Source organism: Streptomyces sp. NPDC003011, from assembly GCF_053591515.1.
Genome location: NZ_JBSFTY010000107.1, coordinates 1 through 16,700 on the forward strand (window position 1 = coordinate 1; position 16,700 = coordinate 16,700).

Here is a 16,700-nt window from a genome sequence, read left to right on the forward strand (position 1 = left end):
GCTCGGCGAGGAACGGCAGGACGGCGTAGAAGCCGATGTTGAAGGCGAGTTGGGTGACGATCAGGAGCCGCAGGAGAGGTGACAGGGCCTTCCAGAGCTTCCAGGTCCGCTTGCGCGGGGCCTTGGGCGTCGCGCCCTTGGGGATGTGGGCGGCTCGGCGGGCCAAGGAGCGGGAGATGAGATCCGTCATGGGGTTTCTGTGGGTGAGGAGGGCACGGGGGTCAGGAGGGCGTCCGGGCGGCTCGGCTGCCGCTCCGGCGCGGGCACGGCTCTCACGGTCTCGCCGGGTGTTCTGGACGGGCGTGCCGGCCGCGTGCGTCGCCGGGGCAGACGTATGCCGCCCACGGCGGTCACCGCGAGCGCGCCCAGCAGTGCGAGTACGGCGGCGGGGAAGAGGACCGCCCACGGGGCGCGTTCGGCGTACGGCTGGTTCTCGGCGAGCAGCAGGCCCCACTCGGGGGACGGCGGCTGGGCACCCAGGCCGAGGAAGCCGAGGGCGGCCAGGGACAGGGCGATGCCGGGCAGCCGGACAAGGGCGTGCCGGGTGACCGGCGGCAGGACGGCGGGCAGCAGTCCGTGCCACAGGAGGTACCAGCGTCCGGCGCCGAGGGCTCGGGTGGCGGTCAGGTGGGTGGTGGCGCGCTCCTGTTGCAGCAGGGCGGAGGTGTGGGTGGCCAGCGGGGACCAGGCGACGACGGCCACCGCGAGTGCCGGGGTCCACGGGCCGCTGCCCGCGATGCCGGTGATGAGGAGAGCGGCCAGCACGGCGGGTACGGCGTTGACGGTGTCGACGAGCGGGGCGGACAGCCGAGCCAGCAGTCCCAGCAGCACGCCGGCCACGAGTGCGGCGACACTCACCGCGAGGGCTATGGCGAGGGTGCTCAGCGCTCCGTGCGCGATGCGGGCCAGCAGGTCGCGGCCGAGCGCGTCGGTGCCGAAGGGGTGCGCGGCGGACGGGGCCTGGAGTTTGACGCCGGTGTTCGTTTTCATTAAACAATGGGGATCTCGAAGTGCACGACGCCGCTCCCGCCGCCGGGCACTTCCTCCCGCTCGTCGCAGACCGCCTTGCCCAGGGTCTGCCACAGGCCCATCGCGCCGGGTGAGTGCGGATACGTGTGCAGATACACGGCCCGGTAGCCGCCGTCCGCCTTCGCGAACTCCAGCAGCCCTTCCACCAGTTGCCGGGCCAGTCCGCGCCGCCGGTGCTCGGGACGCGCGTACACCCGCCGCAACTGCGCGGTCTCACCCGAGGGATACCGCTCGGCCAGCCAGCGAGGGTTCGGCGGATGGCCGGGTCCCCGCGCGTCGAGCGCGGCCGTGGCCGCCACCGTCCCGTCCCGCTCGTGCCTCGGCACAGCGGGATCCTCACGCATGGAACTCCCGGCATAACTGCCCGATCACCACTCCTGCGGCTTCCCGCCGCCACCTCGTCATCGATCCCGGCGGGCGCTCCTTGCGTAGCCTCTCGACGCGATCGGCCGGCACCACCCGAGGCTCCGGCACTCACATCCGGCACGAACAGCTCCTCTCCGCGCCGGCTGTCCCTCCGGAGCCCGAACGTGCCGTGAGCAGCAGGACGTGTGGGTCCCCAAAACCCGATCAAGATCTTGAGCACCGACGTCGTGGGCGCGGACGAGGCTTGCTAACCGACGGTTGAGCGGCAGCGCGCGCACACCCCGGTGAGCTCCAGCGTGTGCTCGACCTCGGCGAACCCGGTGGTCTGGGTAACGCGGACTATCCAGCGTTCGACGACATCGGTGTCCAAGGGCTGACCACGACGACAGGAGCGGCAGATCAGGTAGTGGCGGTGCCCGACAGCCGGCCGGTGCCGGTAGAGCCGTTCACCCACCTCGTCGCGGACGACATCGGCGCCGCCGGTCCGCTCCAGGCCCTGCAAGGCGCGGTACACGGTGGAGAGACCGACCCGAACCCCCGCCTCGGCCATCGAGGCGTGCAACTGCTGGGCTGACACGAAGCGGGCACGTTCGGCGAGCGCCTGCACCACGGCGACACGCTGACGTGTCATGCGCTCACCCGGTTTCGACCCTCCCGTCACAACAGACTCCCCTATTCCTGCGCTGCGCGGGTGGAGCGCGCGGCCGCCCGGGCGAAGATCAGGGCCACGAGGGTCAGGCCGCCCAGCGCCGCGGCCGTGCCCGGGTATCCGCCGAGCGTGAGACCGATGCCGCCGAGGCCCGCCCCGAGAAACACACCGAAACTCATTCCGGCGGCGTTGAGGCTCAGCGCCGTGCCGCGCAGGGTGCCACAGCGTCGTAACAGCAGCGTGGTGACACAGGCGGCCACCGTCGCGTGACCGGCGCCGATGAGTGCGGTCAGGGGCAGGGCGAGGAACAGAGAGTGGGTGAAGAACACGCCGACCAGGGCCGACAGTGCCACCAGCAGGGCCAGCGTCATCAGCCGCTCACTGGACACCTTCGTCGGCCCGGCGCTCAGCAGTCGTCCGGCGACGAGGTTGCCGAGGAAGAACGCGGTGCCACTCAGCGTCCAGACGATGGCGAAGGGGCCGGGGTCCAGGCCGAAGCGCTCGTCGTAGAAGGCCGCCAGATAGGCGAGGTACCCCATGAACGCCGCTGTCCGCAGCATGGCGACGAAGAGGAGCGGCACCACTCCGGGGAGCGCGCCGAGCAGCTTGAACGAGGCCAGATAGCCCGGGTGCGCCGTCTTCTCCGTGTCCGCTTCGTCGGTCTGTCCGGCGTCGTGTCCGGCCTGCTCGGCGCGGCGGCCCCGCAAGAGGAAGAGCACAGCGAGTACGGAGGCGATGGCGGCGATCACCCACAAGTCACCCTGCCAGCCCCACAGCACGGCCGGCAGCGCCACCAGAGGTGCGGCCAGGAGGGCGGTGAGCGACTGGGTGGCGGTGATGAGGGTCGCCGCCCGGCCCGCGGCGGCGTCGTTGTCGAAGCGGTCGGCGGCCGCAGCCGTGAGCGCCGGGTTGAGTACGGCCGTACCCGCGCCGACGAGCAGGCAGAACGCCGCCAGCAGCAGGAACTCGCCGGTGGCGCCGAGAGCAGCGGAGAGGGCCAGTACGGCGAGTCCGCCCGCGGCCGCCCATTCCTTGCGTACGCGGTCGATCAGCGGAGCCAGAGCCGTACCCACGGCCAGGGCGGCCAGACCGCCGAGTCCGCGCAACTGTCCCATGGCCGCGACGCCGCTGTCCGACGCGTCGGCGATGGGGACGAGGAAGGTGCTGAAAATGGTGAAGGGCACCAGGCCCACGGCTGAGGCGAGCATGAACGGCCACAGGATGCGGGTCATCCGCAGATCGCTGGGCACGGCCTCGGCGCTCGCTGCCGCGTTCCCCGCCTCCTCGGTTGCGCTCGGGTCGCTGACCGGCTCGGCCGCCGGGTCCTTGGTCTCGCTGCTCATGCGCCTGCCGCCCGGTACCGGTACAGCACGGTCTCGTCGGCGCTGAACTGGGAGAAGGGGAAGGGCTCGGCGGAGAGCGCGGTGACACCGGCGCCCAGGAAGGCGCGGGCGACGGCACTGCCGGTCTGGGCGTACACGACGAGCGGCAGTCCGTGCTTGCGGCAGTGGTCGAGGACGACGTCGAAGCTGCCGTTGCTGAGTGTCATGCCGGTGGCGACGACCGCGTCGGCCTGGGCGAGCACCTGGGCCATGTCGTCGGTGACGGGGTCGCCCCACTGGGTGGTGCGCAGGTTGAAGTCGCAGGGCAGCGGGACGCCGCCCTGCTCGCGTATCGCCGCGACGAGTGGGTTGACGACGCCTATCAGCGCGACCTTGGCACCGGCGGGGATGTCGAGCAGTCCGGCGACGGCCGCGTCCCTGGCCTGGGCCCGGGTCTCGGGTGTGCCGGTCGGGAGTGTGACGGACTGGGCGGTGGGGGAACTGCGGTGTGGCCGGACGCGGGCCAGGTAGGCGTCGAGGGCGGCGACGCGTACGGGCGCCGCCTCGTGCTGGATGAGGTGGTCGAGGGTGTGGCCCGAGGCGTCCGCGCAGAAGTCGGGGGTGAGCTCGCCCGCTTCGAAGGAGCAGGCGCCGAAGGCGTCGCCGGACCGCAGCAGCAGGTAGCTGTTGCGGTAGGTGACCTGGCTGCCGGCCAGCCGGGTGGTGTGGTGGAGCCAGAACGCGCTGGTGACGGTCAGCTCCTGGGGCGGCGGCCCGTAGGCGCCGTCGAGGACGGCCTGCTGGAGATCAGGCACGGAGTGCGGCTGCGAGGGAGACATGAGGGGTGCTTTCCTCTTCTGGGTCATGGCTTCTGGGTCATGGGTCGTACGGGTGGTGTGTCAGGGCAGATCGGGCAGGACCTCGGACCGGTACGGCAGTTGCGCGAGCGTCGGACGTCCGGCGGGCTGGAAGCACAGCAACAGGGAGCGCCGGTCGCGGGGCGACGTGTTGGGCCCGGATCGGTGCACGATGAGGCCGGGGAACATCAGCACGGAGCCGGCCGGGGCCTCGATGGTCACCGCGCCGCTGACATCGCTCCGCGCGGCGTCGACCAGCAGGCCGGTCGGCTCGGCCCGGTCACGCGGTGCGGGCCCCGCCAGGTGGCTTCCGGGGACGAGCGTCAAGGCACCGTTGTCAGCCGTCACATCGTCCAGGTAGATCATCGCGGTGGCGATGTCCCCGGCGTCCGGGCCCGCGCAGCAGTACCAGTACGGGTAGTCCTGGTGCCAGCGGTACGCGGATCCGACGCCCGCCCGCTTGAAGTTGAGCTTCGAGGTGAACGGCCCGAGCCGGTCGGTGTTCAGCAGTCTCCGCATGGGCCCTGTGAGCCGCTCGTCGGACCACAGGGCATCCAGCGTGGGGTCCAGCTGCGTGACCGGTGAGAGGCTGCGCACCGCGGGCGGGCGGGCGTCCGACTCCCAGTGCACGGTCGTGCCGGCCACCGATTCCAGCCGGTGCCCGTCCGGCCACACGGTGACCTCGGTCTTCCCTTCTTGTGCGTGCCTGGTCACCCGGGCGAGGGCGGTCTCGGCGGCCTCGCTCAGGGCCGCGGTCTCGGCCGGGGTGAAAAGCCGCGGAAGCAGCACGAAACCGCGGGTGCGCTCGTCGTCGAGGGACACGGCACGGCACCTTTCGGGCGGGGGCGGGGGCGGGGACGTTCCGGCGGGAGCCGGCTCAGGCCGCGCCGGGTACCAGCAGCGGTTCGCCGCGCAGCAGTGCGCTGTCGCGTGGCGGCCAGTCCATCGCCGACCAGGGGTGCCGCAGCTCGTGCTGCTGCGTGACCTCGTGGGGGCGCATGGCGCCGAGGCCGCGTGCCTGGTCGTGGTGGGCGTAGGCGCTGTCGACGTAACGGTGACCGGTGTCGGCGGCGAGGAAGACGTACGTCCTGGAGTCGTCGCGTTCGCGCTCCCAGAGGGTGGCCAGGTAAGCCGCTCCAGCCGAAAGCCCGGCGAAGATGCCGCTGGCCCGCAGGAGTTCGACCGCGCCGGACATGGCGTAGTCGAAGTTCACCCAGTGGATCCGGTCGTAGAGCTCGTGGCGGACGTTCTGGAAGGGGATCGAGCTGCCGATCCCTGCGATGATCATGTCCGGGTCCGAGACGTGCTCGGCGCCGAAGGTGACGCTGCCGAACGGCTGGACGCCGACCAGCGTCACGTCACGGCCCGCCTCGCGCAGATACGTGGCGATAGCGCCGGTCGACGCTCCGGTGCCGACTCCGCCCACCAGCGCCAGCGGTCCTTCCGGGACCTCTTTGCCGATCAGGTCGGCGACGTCCCGGTAGCCGAGGTAATGGATGGAGTCGTGGTACTGGCGCATCCAGTGGTAGCCGGGGTTCTCCCGCAGCAGTTCGCCGATCCGCTCCACCCGCAGGTTCTGGTCGAGGCGCAGGTTCTTGGAGGGGCGGACCTGTTCCAGTGTGGCGCCCAGGATCTCCAGCTGGACGCGGAGGGTCCGGTCCACCGTCGTCGAGCCGACGACGTGGCACTTCAGGCCGTAGCGGTGGCAGGCGAGGGCCAGCGCGTGGGCGTAGATGCCGCTGGAGCTGTCGACGAGCGTGTCACCGGGTCTGACCTGGCCGGTGTCCAGGAGGTGGCGCACGGCGCCGAGCGCCGAGTAGAGCTTCATCGTCTCGAAGCGCAGACAGACCGCGCCGGGCGGGACGGTCACCACATCGGGCTCCTTGACCGCTTCGGCTATGTGCTCGTGCATGTCACTCCCCTTGGGTCAGGCGGCGTGGTCGCGGCGCAGCTTGAAGAGGTACGCCTGGCAGTTGTCGCCCTCCCACGTCTGACGGTGGGTGACCTGCGGCGAGAATCCGGCCTCGATGGCGTACTTGACGATGTTCTTCAGCTCCGAGGTGTTGGACACGATCAGGTGCACCTCGCCACCGGGGGCGAGCAGATCGCGGTCGACGATCTGGTCGAAGAAGCGCGCCACGATGTCGATGCCCACGCAGACATTGCGGACGACCGTCGGGTCGTCGCTGGTCTTCGTGCTGACCGCGGGTGGGTTGAAGGTGATGACGTCCAGCCGGGCCGAGGTAGGGAACTCCTCGAAGAGGTTGGAGACCAGCGGGCGGAAGACCGTGCCCGGGCGGTCGCCCACGATGAGCTCGTAGTGGGCGGCGGCCGTGGCGACGCTGTCGGGGTGGAGGTCGGCGGCGTAGATCTCGCGGGCGCCCTTGACGCCCGCGATCACCGCTTCGACACCGAGCCCGGCGCCGATGGCCGCGTACGACCGCCCCTCCAGCGGGATGGTGCCGTCCAGCAGCCGGTCATGGACGATGCGGCTGGTGTCGCCGGGCTTGAAGACGCCGGGCGGCAGCTGGAACGTCCAGCCGTTGTACGTGTAGGTGCGCTGGGTGTGGATTTCGGACTTGGAGCTGTTGATGGCGAGTATCTCGTCCCGGGGCAGCGTGTCGGGCAGCGATTCGAGCAGGGTCCAGGCGTCGGCCTGTGATCCGGCGGTGCCCGATGCGGTCGTGTCGCTCATGTGTCCTCCAGGTCAGGGATGTGACGGGTGGAAGCCGTGGGTGTCGTGGCTGTCGCGGAGCCGTTGCGTCAGGTGCCGGATGTGGACGGGGCGGCGGCCAGATCGGTGGCTGCCAGGTCCGTGGAGGTCAGATTCGTAGGGAGGTCCATGGCGCGTACCAGCTGTCGCGTGAGGGCGGCCCGGGGAGCGTGGAGAATCTGCTCGGGTGTGCCGGTCTCGACGACGTGGCCGCCGTCGATGACGACGATGTGGTGTGCGACGGCGGCGAGCAGCTCCAGGTCGTGGCTGACCCAGAGCAGCGCCGTGCCGTGTTGCTCCCGGAGCCGGGCGAGTTCGGCCAGGACGGCTTCTGTCGAGCCGGCGTCCAGGGCGGTCGTGATCTCGTCGCAGACCAGTACGTCCGGGGCGGCGAGTACGGCGCGGGCGAGCGCCGCGCGTTGCAGTTCGCCGCCGGACAGGCCCCCGGGGCGCCGCGCGACGGTGTCCGCGTCCAGCCCCAGCCGGCCCAGCAGCTCCAGGGCCTCGAGCCGCGCCTCGTCGGCCTCCTGGCCCCGCAGCCGTACGGCGGTACGGGCGACCTGCTCGGCCACGGGGCGCCGCTCGTCGAAGGAGCTGCGGACCTCCTGCCAGACGTACTGCACCCGCCGCTTCTGCTCCGTCGTGCGGCGGCGCAGCACCGGCAGGGGAGTGCCGTCCAGGAGTACGGTGCCGCGGTGGCGTTCGTGGAGTCCGGCGACGCAGCGCGCCAGGGTGGTCTTGCCGCTGCCGGACAGGCCGGCCACGCCGACGCAGGCCCCGGCGGGCAGTTGGAGGTCGACCCCGTGCAGGACCGGGCCGCGGCCGCGGCTGTGGAGGTGGGCGGAGAGGCTGCGCACGTCGAGCACCGGGGCGCCGTCCGGTTCGGTGGGGACGTGCCGTGCGGCGGTCACCGGACGGCGGGCGGGCAGGGCGTCGGCCGGGCCGCCCTGTGCGGTCACGCGTCCGTGGCGCAGTACGACGACGTGGTCGGCGAGGGCACGCACCAGGTCGTGGTCGTGGCTGAGCAGGAGGATCGCCAGGCCGGTGCGGGCGAGCGCGGCCAGCTCCCCGGCCAGCCGCATCCGGGTCACCGTGTCGAGCCCGGTGCTGGGCTCGTCGAGCACGAGGACCCGTGGTCGGCATACGAGGGTCTGGGCGAGCGCGACGCGCTGGCGTTGTCCGCCGGAGAACTGGTGCGGGAAGCGCCGCTCGGTGTCCCGCCCGGCGGGCAACTGCGCGGTTCGGAGCGCTTCGGCGGTAAGGGTTCGAGCCCGGTCGGCCGGGTGGTGGAGCCGGGCGAGTTCGGTGAGGACGGCGCCGGTGCGGCGGGCCGGGTTGAGGGTGCTGCCCGGATGCTGGGGCATGTACGCGACCAGGCGCCCGCGCAGTCCGGTGGCCGCCTCCTTCGTGATCCCGTCCCCGTCCACGACCGTGATGGAGCCGGCCTGCACGCGCCCGCTGAGGCGCACGCGCACGCCGCATTCGCCCAGGAGTGCCAGGGCGGCCGTGGTCTTGCCGCTGCCGGAGGGGCCGACGAGCGCGGTGACGTGGCCCTCGTACAGGTCGAAGCCGACCGCGTCGAGCAGCACGGTGTCGCCCGCACGCGCGGTGAGCCCGCGCACGGTGACGAAGGGTGTCTTTGAAGGTGCCTTCGAGGTCATCGCACGGCCTCCTGCGTACGGCGGGAGCGGGCCAGCAGGCGGTCGGCGAGGAGGTTGAGCCCCACGGTGAACATGACGAGCATCGCGGCGGGCGCCATCACGGCCCACGGCTGGAGCAGCAGGGCCTCGCGGCTGCGGGAGATGCTCACCGCCCAGTCGGGCGCGGTCGAATCCAGGCCGAGGCCGAGGAAGTTCGCCGAGCCGACGAGGAAGACCGCGAGGGTGATACGGGTGCCGATGTCGGCGGCGACGGGGGAGAGCACCGAGCGCGCCACGTGGTCGAGTTGGATCCGGGCCCGCGACTCGCCCTGCACCCGCAGCGCTTCGGTGACGGGGCCGCTCGCCGCGTCCAGGGCGGCGGCCCGCACCAGGCGTGCCACGGGCGGGACGTTGACGGCCGCGACGGCGAGGGCGATGGCGACGGGGGAGCCGCGCCAGCCCACCGCCACCACGCTGATCACCAGCAGGGTGGGCACCGGGAGCAGCACGTCGAGAGGACGGATCAGTAACTCGTCGGCCCAGCGGCGGCGGGCGGAGGCCGCCAGCAGGCCCACGAGCCCGCCCACCAGATAGGCGACCGCGACCGCGCCGAGCGCCATGCCGAGCGCGCTGCGCCCGCCGTGCAGGAGCAGAGCCAGTACGTCACGGCCCAACCCATCGGTGCCAAGCGGGTGTTCACCGCCACCGCCCGCGTACGGGGCGAACGCTCCTGGCTTGGCGGGCTCGGCCAGCAGCGGCCCCATCAGGGCGATGCCCAACGGCAGCACGAGCAGCGCCACGCCGACGGGCGCCATCGGGACGTTCACGCGCTTCACCGGAGCACCTCCGTCCGTGGTACGAGTCGATGGCAGACGAGATCGGCCGCCAGGCTGAACAGCAGGGCCGCCGCGGCGATCACCAGGGCCAGGCCCTGCACCGTGGGCACGTCCCGCGCCTCCACCGCGCTGACGAGCGCGGTCGCCACGCCGGGGATCGCGAAGACCGCCTCGACGATCAGCACGCCGCCGACCAGGTTGTCGCCCACCCGGGCCAGTTCCTGGATGCCGGGCACGGCCGCGTTGGGCAGGACGTGCCGCAGCAGCAGGGCCCGGCGCGTCACGCCCAGGCGCCGCGCCTGGGTGACGTACTCGGTCCTGAGGACCGTCACCATGCCCGCCCGTACCTGCCGGGACAGCAGGCAGATCATGCGTGCCGCCACCACCGCGACCGGCAGGACCAGCAGCGCGGGCTGCCCGATCAGATCGGCCGCGCCCACCCCTACCCATGTCGCCGGCAGCCAGCCGAGCCGCAGCGACAGACCCGCCACGAGCAGCAGCGCCAGGACGAAGTCGGGTACGGCGCTCAGCCCGAGCGTCACCGAAGTGACCGCCCGGTCCAGGCGGCCGCCTTCGCGTAGCCCGGAGGCGATGCCGAGCAGCACCGCGAGGGGGACGACCACCGCGAGGGTCACCGCGGCGAGCACCAGGGTGATGCCGGCCGACTCGGCCAGGATGTCCAGCACCGGGCCGCCACTGACCAGCGACGTGCCGAGGTCCCCGGTGACCACGCCACCCGCCCAGTCCGTGAAGCGTTCCAGGGCCGGCCGGTCCAGCTGGAGTTGCTCGCGCAGCGCCGCGACCTGCTCGGGTGTGGCGTCCTCGTTGTTGCGCACGTCGGCCGCGTCACCGGGCAGCAGCGACGTCAGCAGGAACACCAGCACCGCGAGCAGAGCGAGTTGTACGGCCCCGAGGGCGAGACGTTGCAGGGCGTACCCACGCATCGTCAGGCCAGCCACACCTTGTCGAAGCGGGCGGAGTCGAGGGTGTTGGGCGGAGCCTCCGTGACGCCGCGTACGCGCGAGGAGACCGCGTTCAGCCAGTCCGGGTGGCCCCACATCAGCAGCCCGCCTTCGTCGTGGACGGTGCGCTGGAGTTCCCCGTACAGCCGGGTGCGCTCGCTCTCGTCGGTCGTGGACTGCGCCTTGGCGAAGGCGGCGTCGAAGTCCTTGCGGCGCCAGCCGGAGGCGTTGAAGGCGGACTTGGTCAGCAGCCGGTCGTTGAGGTACGTGGGGATCGTCATGGCGCCGGAACGGTGGCTGCCCATCACGCCCTTGGTCAGCTGGTCCTTGAAGTACGTCTCCGAGGAACCGGTGGTGACCTTGATCCGCAAACCCGCGTCGGCAGCCTGCTCGGCGAAGAGGGTCGCCGCCTCGACGAAGCCGGTGGCCACGGAGGAGGTGTAGATGGACAGCGTCTTGTTGAGGACACCGGCCTTGCGCAGCAAGGAGCGCGCCTCGGCGACATCGCGCTTCCGCTGCGGGATGTCCTCGGGGTAGTACTGGTAGCCCCTGCCGAACATGTCGTTGCCGACGACGCCCTGGCCGGCCAGGACGACCTCGACCAGCTTCTCCCGGTCGGCGAGCAGCTTGAACGCCAGGGTGACATCGGGGTTGTCGAAGGGTTCCTGGTCGCACTTCATGACGATGGCGTGGGCCGTGCTGCCCTTGGCGGCGACGATCCTGACGGACTTGTCGGCTGCGGCGGTGCGGGCGAACGTCGGTGTCATCTCGTAGCCGTACTCCGCCTCGCCTCCCCGCAGGGCGTTGCCGCGCGCGTCGGCATCGGCGGACAGGATGCGCAGCTCGTCGACGTAGGCGCCGCCGTCCCAGTGGTCGTCGAAGCGTTCGGCGACGAACGACCGGCTGGCCTGGAAGGACTTCAGGCGGAACGCCCCGGTGCCCACGGGCTTGGCCGGGTCGCCGTAGCGGGCGCTGACGATGGCGGTGCCCAGCGTGCCCAGCAGCGCGGGCAGTTCGGCGCTGGGCCGGCTGAGGGCGATCTCGACGGTGTCCGCGCCGATACCCCGGCTTTTCTTCAGGTCGATGACCGACAGCAGGCCCTGGGCGAAGTGGTTGGTCGCCTTGGGGTCGAGAATGCGGCCGAAGCTGAACAGCACGTCCTCGGGCGTGAGCTGCTTGCCGTCGTGGAAGAGCGCCTCCCGGAGGGTGAAACGCCACATGGTGGCGGAGGAGTTGGACTCCCACTTCCGGGCGAGCCGGGGCACCGGCGCCATGTTGGCGTCCAAGTCCACGAGCCGGTCGAACAGGGCTTTGGTACGGGCCATGTCGATGGCCAGGGCCTCGGCGTGAGGGTCGATGGTCTCGGCCTCACCACCACCCGTGAACAAGGCACGTAACTGGCCGCCGCGCTTGGGCGCCGCCTTCCCGTCGGCCGCGCCACCGCTGCCGGCACCGGACCCGCAACCGGCGAGGGCCAGGGCACCGGTCGTACCTGCGGCACCGGCCAGGGCGAGAAACTCTCGGCGGTTCCGGAACGTCGACATGCTGCTCCCAGATCACTTGGTGTGGACGGCGCGCACGGGACCCCGGGGCAGAGCGAACGCCGGGACCGTGGCGCCGAAAGCTTTACTGAAATGAAAACGGTTGTCAATGCTGTCTGCCGGGTTCGGTGGACCCGGCAGGCTCATGTTCGATCGGTATGCACAGGCGGCAACCAGGGGGCCCGGCTGCGCGGCGTCCCCTTCTCCTTCGCCTGTGTCGACTTGGCGGGCAATCTGCCCAAACGCCAGTCGGCGACCGGCTTCTACTTCTTCCACGCCGGCGGCAGCTGCCCGCCGTGCCATGTCTACGAGGCGTTCACCGCCCGCCCCAGGGCGCACCCACGTACAGATCGCCGACCGGGAACCTGGCGCTCTGCGACCACGAGACCTATCTCGACTCCGCCCAGGTCGGCGCCGACCTCGATGGTGGGAGGGTCTACTGCCGCATCAGGCAACGTTCGGCCGTTGCCGTCAGGCTGTGTGGGTGGCGGAACGAGTGCGGGTTCGTGAGATCGACGACGACGAAGGCAGGCGGCTTCTGCGGATCATCCTCAGAGGTACCGGATCGGTGGTGACCTGGCGGCGGCCAGGCCACCAGAAGGGTCTCCGCGACGATGTCGTCAGTGTGGTGCCCCGGCGCATGGTGAAGCCGAGGATAGGGACGTGCTCGGCTCAGGGGCAGCGGAGTCGTTCACTCGGCGTCGGCGTGGTTCATGACTCCTGTATGTTCGGCGCCGGTGAGACCGTTGCACCGGCTGCCAGCAGTCTCTGCGCCAGCGCACGGCAGCGGCCCTCGAGCTCCGGAGGGTCGAGTATTTTGAAGTCGTGCCCCAGCAGGAGTACGTGCATGAGCACGGCGTCGAGGCTGGCTGCGCCGCTGAGCACCTCGCAAAGCTCGCTCCCTCGCCGTCGCACGACGGCCGCCGACGCCGGAAGCTGCGCGCGCACCGTGTCGGCCGCCGCGTGCACGAGGAAGCGCGCCCGGTGCGGGTAGACCCGGCTCGCCACGCCCTCCTGCACGTACGTCGCTGCGTCGGGCACCGCGCGCGGGCGGAAGCGCCAGGCCCGCGCGGACACCTCGGTCATCCGGTCGACGCGGAAGGTGCGCCAGTCGTCGCGGCCGAGGTCGTATGCCAAGAGATACCAGCGCTGATCAGCGGCGACCAGGCGGTACGGCTCGACCCGCCGCAGTCGTACCTCGCTCCCGGACGGGTAGTCAAAACCGGCCTCGACCTCGTCGCGGCAGGCTCGGGCCAGCGTCATGAGCGCCTCGGAGCCGACCGGCGTGCGGCCTCCGCCGAAGGACTCCACCGAGCCGGAGAGTGCGCGCACCTCGTGCCGTAACCGGGTGGGCAGCACCTGGTCGAGCTTGGTCAGCGCTCGCAGCGCTGCATCGCTGGCGCCGACGACCGCGCCACCCGCGCCGGCGAGCAGGGAGACCGCGGTGGCGATCGCCTCCTCGTCGTCGAGCAGCAGTGGCGGCAGATCCTGCCCCGAGCCGAGCCGGTAGCCGCCGCCGACACCCTGGCTGGCATGCACCGGATAGCCCAGCGTGCGCAGCCGCTCGACATCGCGCCGGACCGTGCGGGGCGTGACCCTGAGCCGGCCGGCGAGCTCGGGGCCGGTCCAGACCTGGCGCTGCTGCAGCAGCCCGAGCAGGGTGAGCACCCGCTCCGTCGTACCCCGCTCGTCCCCGCTCGCCACGCCCATGTCGGCCATCCTGCCAAAGATAGCGGACCGGCTCTGTCCGCTACAGATGTCACGGTGCCTCCATGGACGCAAACGAACTCGACTTGAACCGGACGCTGCGCGAGCAGCTTGAGTTCCACTGGAACCATCAGCTCCAGGCCCGGCTCGATGGCCTCACCGACGACGAGTACTTCTGGGCGCCGGTGCCGGACGCCTGGAGTGTGCGGCCGCGCGGCAGCTCGACGGCACCCGTACAGTTCGGCGCCGGGCACTTCACGATGGATTACGCCTCCCCCCAGCCGGTCCCCGCGGCCTTCACCACGATCGCCTGGCGACTCGGTCACGTCATCACCGGCGTGCTCGCCGCGCGCAACGCGGCGCACTTCGGCGCGCCGGCGGCGTCGTACGAGACCTGGGAGTACGCCGGCAGCGCGGCCACCGCACTCGACCAGCTCGAGGCCCAGCTCGACGTCTGGCTGGCCGGGGTGCGCGGCCTTGGTGACGCCGGGCTCCGGGTCCCGGTCGGCGCAAAGGAGCCCTTCCCCGAGATGCCCATGGCCGATCTGGTGCTGCACATCCACCGCGAACTGATCCACCACCTGTCCGAGATCTGCCTGCTGCGCGATCTCTACCTGCACACGAAACCTGGCACCTCCCGGGAAAGACTCATGACCGCGAAGACGACACACCTCGACCCTGAAACACTCCACCGCAACCCTGCCTTCACTCAAGGCGTGATCACACCGGCTGCCCGGATGCTGCATGTCGGTGGCCAGCTCGGCACTGACAGCACCGGAAACCTGCTCGACGGTATTGAGGCGCAGGCCACTCAGGCAATGCGCAACGTGCTGACTGTGCTTGCTGCCGCGGGCACCGGTCCCGAGCACGTTGCCAAACTCAACATCTACCTCGTCAACGGGGTCGATGCACAGGTGGGATACGCAGCGTCGCGGTCAGCATGGGGCGATCACCGCACAGCCATCACGGTTGTTTCCACCGCAGGACATGCTCGCCCAGGCGCGCTCGTGGAGATCGACGCAGTAGCGGTCATTCCTGACTAAGGCCGTGTCCTACATGGTCAGTTGGTCGTTGGTTCGGTCATGGGGAGTGGGCGGTGGGGATGGATCGTTCCGGACGGGCTGTGGGAGTTGGCGAGGCCGTTACTGCCGCCTACGCGGGTTCGGCCGCAGGGCGGCGGAGTCGCGAACATCGATGATGAGGCGGTTTTCGCCGCGATCATCTACGTGCTCGTCAGCGGCTGCGCCTGGCGGGCTCTGCCGCCCTGCTTCGGAGCATCGAAATCGACCGTGCACCGCCGCTTCCTCATCTGGTCGCGCGCCGGGGTCTGGGGCCGGCTGCACCAGAAGGTTCTCCAACTCCTGGATGAGAGGGGTCTGGCGGACTTGTCCCGTGCGGTCCTCGACTCGGCTCACGTCCGTGCTAAAAAGGGGGCGAACTTGCAGGTCCGAGCCCCGTGGACCGGGGTAAGCCGGGTTCCAAGATGCACGTCCTGCCCGACGCGGACGGACTGGCCCTACGCGTCGGACTCTCCGGAGCCAACACCCACGACAGTCTCGAGCTGAAGCCGATGCTGTCCCATTTCCACATGGGACAGCATCCCATGCAGCCGATTCCAAGCCCGTGCGGCTTCATGCCGACAAGGCTTACGACATACCTCACCTGCGGCGATGGCTCTGGGGCAAGCACATCGGCGTCCGCATCGCCCGCAAGGGCATCGAGTCCAGCGAACGACTCGGCCGCCGAAGGTATGTCATCGAACGCACCATGTCCTGGCTGACCGGCTACCGCCGTCTCAACCACCGCTACGAGCGCAACCCCGGCAACTACCTGGCCTTCCTCGGCCTCGCCGCAGCTCTCTGCTGCTACAAACGGCTCCTCAAACTGACCATGTAGGACACGGTCAGTCGCCGGCGGCTTGGAGAGCGTCCCCTCATGGGCTGAGAAGCGGTGGTCAAACGTGGCCATGGGCGCTGTTGAAAATCTTCGCTTTCGCGCCAACTCCGCGCTGAATTCCAGGGTCGTTTCACATCGTCGACGCAGGTCAACTGTCGGCAACCAGCGGCGAATCGGCGAGATGCGGTGATGGGCATGTCAGCGGACGACGACCGTATGACAGAGAGAACCGCCAGGTCAGAGGCGGGGTGCTCGCTCACCTCATCGGTCGACGAGGACAGTTCGATCGGCCCTGGCCGGTTCTTGATCGATGCTGGCTGACCATCGTGATGCTCCATCAGTTTTCGCCAGTGCCCGCTGATACACCCATATCCACAGGCAGCATCACCAAGTTGCCAGGTCGCAAGAGGGGAAAGGGCATGTCGCCGGAGGGATTTCACGAGGTTCGTCGCCACATCCGCAGGAATCCTCGGCCACGTGGAGCAGGCGAAACGTGGTCGTGGGTGACCGGTTCGTGGCGCCCGCCGTCACTCGCCGCCCGGCATCCGAACCCTGGTTCCGCTTCCCGGATTTGGTACCACGTTTTTTCAACAAAGTGTTGACGTGGTGTTTCCGAGGGCGTTAGCTGTCCGCAGCCCGTCCAGCACAAGGCCACGGAGGCTTGCCGTGACTTCGAGTACGACACCTGGCGGCCTCGCCCGGTTCAACGCCCTGGAGGAGCACGCGGCCCGCGCCGCCCTCCGTGAACTCTGTGCCTCGGCGACGTGGGCGCACCGGCTGCTCGTCCGGCGCCCGTCCGCCACCGCGGACGACCTCTTCGCGCGGAGCGACACCGCCATGGCCGACCTGACCGATGCCGACCTGGCGGAGGTGATGGCCGGACACCCGCCGATCGGACGCCCGAAGCCGGGCGATCCGACCTCCTCCCGCGAGGAGCGCGGCATGGCCGACGCCTCCGACGAACTCAAGACGGAGATGCTGGAGCTGAACCTGGAGTACCAGGAGAGGTTCGGCCATGTCTTCCTGATCTGTGCGACCGGCCTCACCGGCGAGCAGATGCGCGACGCGGTCAAGGAGCGGATCGGCGATCCACGGCGACCGGTCCGGGGCGCGCGCACGAACATGCCTGCACCCCGGACCGGTCTCCCTGCCACGCCCCCTCCGTGACGGGCACCGTCCCTC

The 16,700-nt window shown here is 70.5% G+C and carries 14 protein-coding genes and 4 pseudogenes; 4 read left to right on the forward strand and 14 right to left on the reverse strand.

The genetic code is table 11. From position 1 onward, the window contains the following. The 13 genes and pseudogenes from ACWD0J_RS36335 to ACWD0J_RS36395 all read right to left on the reverse strand — a co-directional run. Positions 1 to 190, reverse strand: a pseudogene (locus tag ACWD0J_RS36335) (MFS transporter); the annotation flags it as partial. Next, positions 187 to 1,008: pseudogene (locus tag ACWD0J_RS36340) on the reverse strand (ABC transporter permease); the annotation flags it as partial. The pseudogenes ACWD0J_RS36335 and ACWD0J_RS36340, both read right to left, overlap by 4 nt. Further along, positions 990 to 1,343, reverse strand: a pseudogene (locus ACWD0J_RS36345) (GNAT family N-acetyltransferase); the annotation flags it as partial. The pseudogenes ACWD0J_RS36340 and ACWD0J_RS36345, both read right to left, overlap by 19 nt. Positions 1,344 to 1,642: 299 nt before the next feature. After that, a complete protein-coding gene (locus tag ACWD0J_RS36350; RefSeq protein WP_451500137.1) occupies positions 1,643 to 2,026 on the reverse strand; it encodes a Fur family transcriptional regulator in 384 nt (127 codons plus the stop codon). A 41-nt stretch (positions 2,027 to 2,067) separates the two neighbouring features. After that, positions 2,068 to 3,387: an MFS transporter gene (locus tag ACWD0J_RS36355; RefSeq protein WP_451500138.1), complete on the reverse strand. Its 1,320-nt coding sequence runs from the start codon at positions 3,385 to 3,387 to the stop codon at positions 2,068 to 2,070. After that, positions 3,384 to 4,205 (reverse strand): Rossmann-like domain-containing protein, encoded by an 822-nt coding sequence (locus tag ACWD0J_RS36360; RefSeq protein WP_451500139.1) that lies wholly within the window; start codon positions 4,203 to 4,205, stop codon positions 3,384 to 3,386. The genes ACWD0J_RS36355 and ACWD0J_RS36360 overlap by 4 nt, the downstream gene beginning before the upstream one ends. A 60-nt stretch (positions 4,206 to 4,265) precedes the next feature. Next, complete coding sequence (locus ACWD0J_RS36365; protein WP_451500140.1) at positions 4,266 to 5,045, reverse strand: phytanoyl-CoA dioxygenase family protein; 780 nt, start codon at positions 5,043 to 5,045, stop codon at positions 4,266 to 4,268. A gap of 55 nt (positions 5,046 to 5,100) precedes the next feature. Continuing rightward, positions 5,101 to 6,135 carry a pyridoxal-phosphate dependent enzyme gene (locus ACWD0J_RS36370; RefSeq protein ID WP_451500141.1) on the reverse strand — a complete coding sequence of 345 codons (1,035 nt, stop codon included), beginning with the start codon at positions 6,133 to 6,135 and terminating at the stop codon, positions 5,101 to 5,103. A 15-nt stretch (positions 6,136 to 6,150) separates the two neighbouring features. After that, positions 6,151 to 6,918: a methyltransferase gene (locus ACWD0J_RS36375; RefSeq protein ID WP_451500142.1), complete on the reverse strand. Its 768-nt coding sequence runs from the start codon at positions 6,916 to 6,918 to the stop codon at positions 6,151 to 6,153. A 68-nt stretch (positions 6,919 to 6,986) separates the two neighbouring features. Continuing rightward, complete coding sequence (locus ACWD0J_RS36380; protein ID WP_451500143.1) at positions 6,987 to 8,597, reverse strand: ABC transporter ATP-binding protein; 1,611 nt, start codon at positions 8,595 to 8,597, stop codon at positions 6,987 to 6,989. Then, positions 8,594 to 9,412, reverse strand: a complete 819-nt coding sequence (locus ACWD0J_RS36385; RefSeq protein ID WP_451500144.1) for an ABC transporter permease — start codon at positions 9,410 to 9,412, stop codon at positions 8,594 to 8,596. Before ACWD0J_RS36385 ends, ACWD0J_RS36380 begins: the two co-directional genes overlap by 4 nt. Further along, positions 9,409 to 10,356, reverse strand: a complete 948-nt coding sequence (locus ACWD0J_RS36390; RefSeq protein ID WP_451500145.1) for an ABC transporter permease — start codon at positions 10,354 to 10,356, stop codon at positions 9,409 to 9,411. Before ACWD0J_RS36390 ends, ACWD0J_RS36385 begins: the two co-directional genes overlap by 4 nt. Before the next feature lie 2 nt (positions 10,357 to 10,358). Next, the gene (locus ACWD0J_RS36395; protein WP_451500146.1) at positions 10,359 to 11,918 is read right to left on the reverse strand and encodes an ABC transporter substrate-binding protein; all 1,560 of its coding nucleotides are present in this window, start codon (positions 11,916 to 11,918) and stop codon (positions 10,359 to 10,361) included. A 90-nt stretch (positions 11,919 to 12,008) separates the two neighbouring features. Between ACWD0J_RS36395 and ACWD0J_RS36400 the strand changes: the two genes are divergently transcribed. After that, a complete protein-coding gene (locus tag ACWD0J_RS36400) occupies positions 12,009 to 12,425 on the forward strand; it encodes a short-chain fatty acyl-CoA regulator family protein (RefSeq protein WP_451500147.1) in 417 nt (138 codons plus the stop codon). Between the two features lie 201 nt (positions 12,426 to 12,626). On the opposite strand, the gene ACWD0J_RS36405 is transcribed toward ACWD0J_RS36400, so the two are convergent. Then, positions 12,627 to 13,625, reverse strand: coding sequence for a helix-turn-helix transcriptional regulator (locus tag ACWD0J_RS36405; protein WP_451500155.1), 999 nt, complete (start codon positions 13,623 to 13,625; stop codon positions 12,627 to 12,629). Between the two features lie 62 nt (positions 13,626 to 13,687). Between ACWD0J_RS36405 and ACWD0J_RS36410 the strand changes: the two genes are divergently transcribed. The 3 genes and pseudogenes from ACWD0J_RS36410 to ACWD0J_RS36420 all read left to right on the forward strand — a co-directional run bounded on the left by ACWD0J_RS36410 (position 13,688) and on the right by ACWD0J_RS36420 (position 16,685). Next, entirely contained in the window at positions 13,688 to 14,665 is a 978-nt protein-coding gene (locus ACWD0J_RS36410; RefSeq protein ID WP_451500148.1) for a DinB family protein, read from the forward strand. Positions 14,666 to 14,704: 39 nt separating this feature from the next. Further along, positions 14,705 to 15,518 (forward strand): annotated as a pseudogene (locus tag ACWD0J_RS36415) (IS5 family transposase). Positions 15,519 to 16,184: 666 nt separating this feature from the next. Then, a complete protein-coding gene (locus tag ACWD0J_RS36420; protein WP_451500149.1) occupies positions 16,185 to 16,685 on the forward strand; it encodes a 2-oxo-4-hydroxy-4-carboxy-5-ureidoimidazoline decarboxylase in 501 nt (166 codons plus the stop codon). Positions 16,686 to 16,700 lie beyond the last annotated feature (15 nt).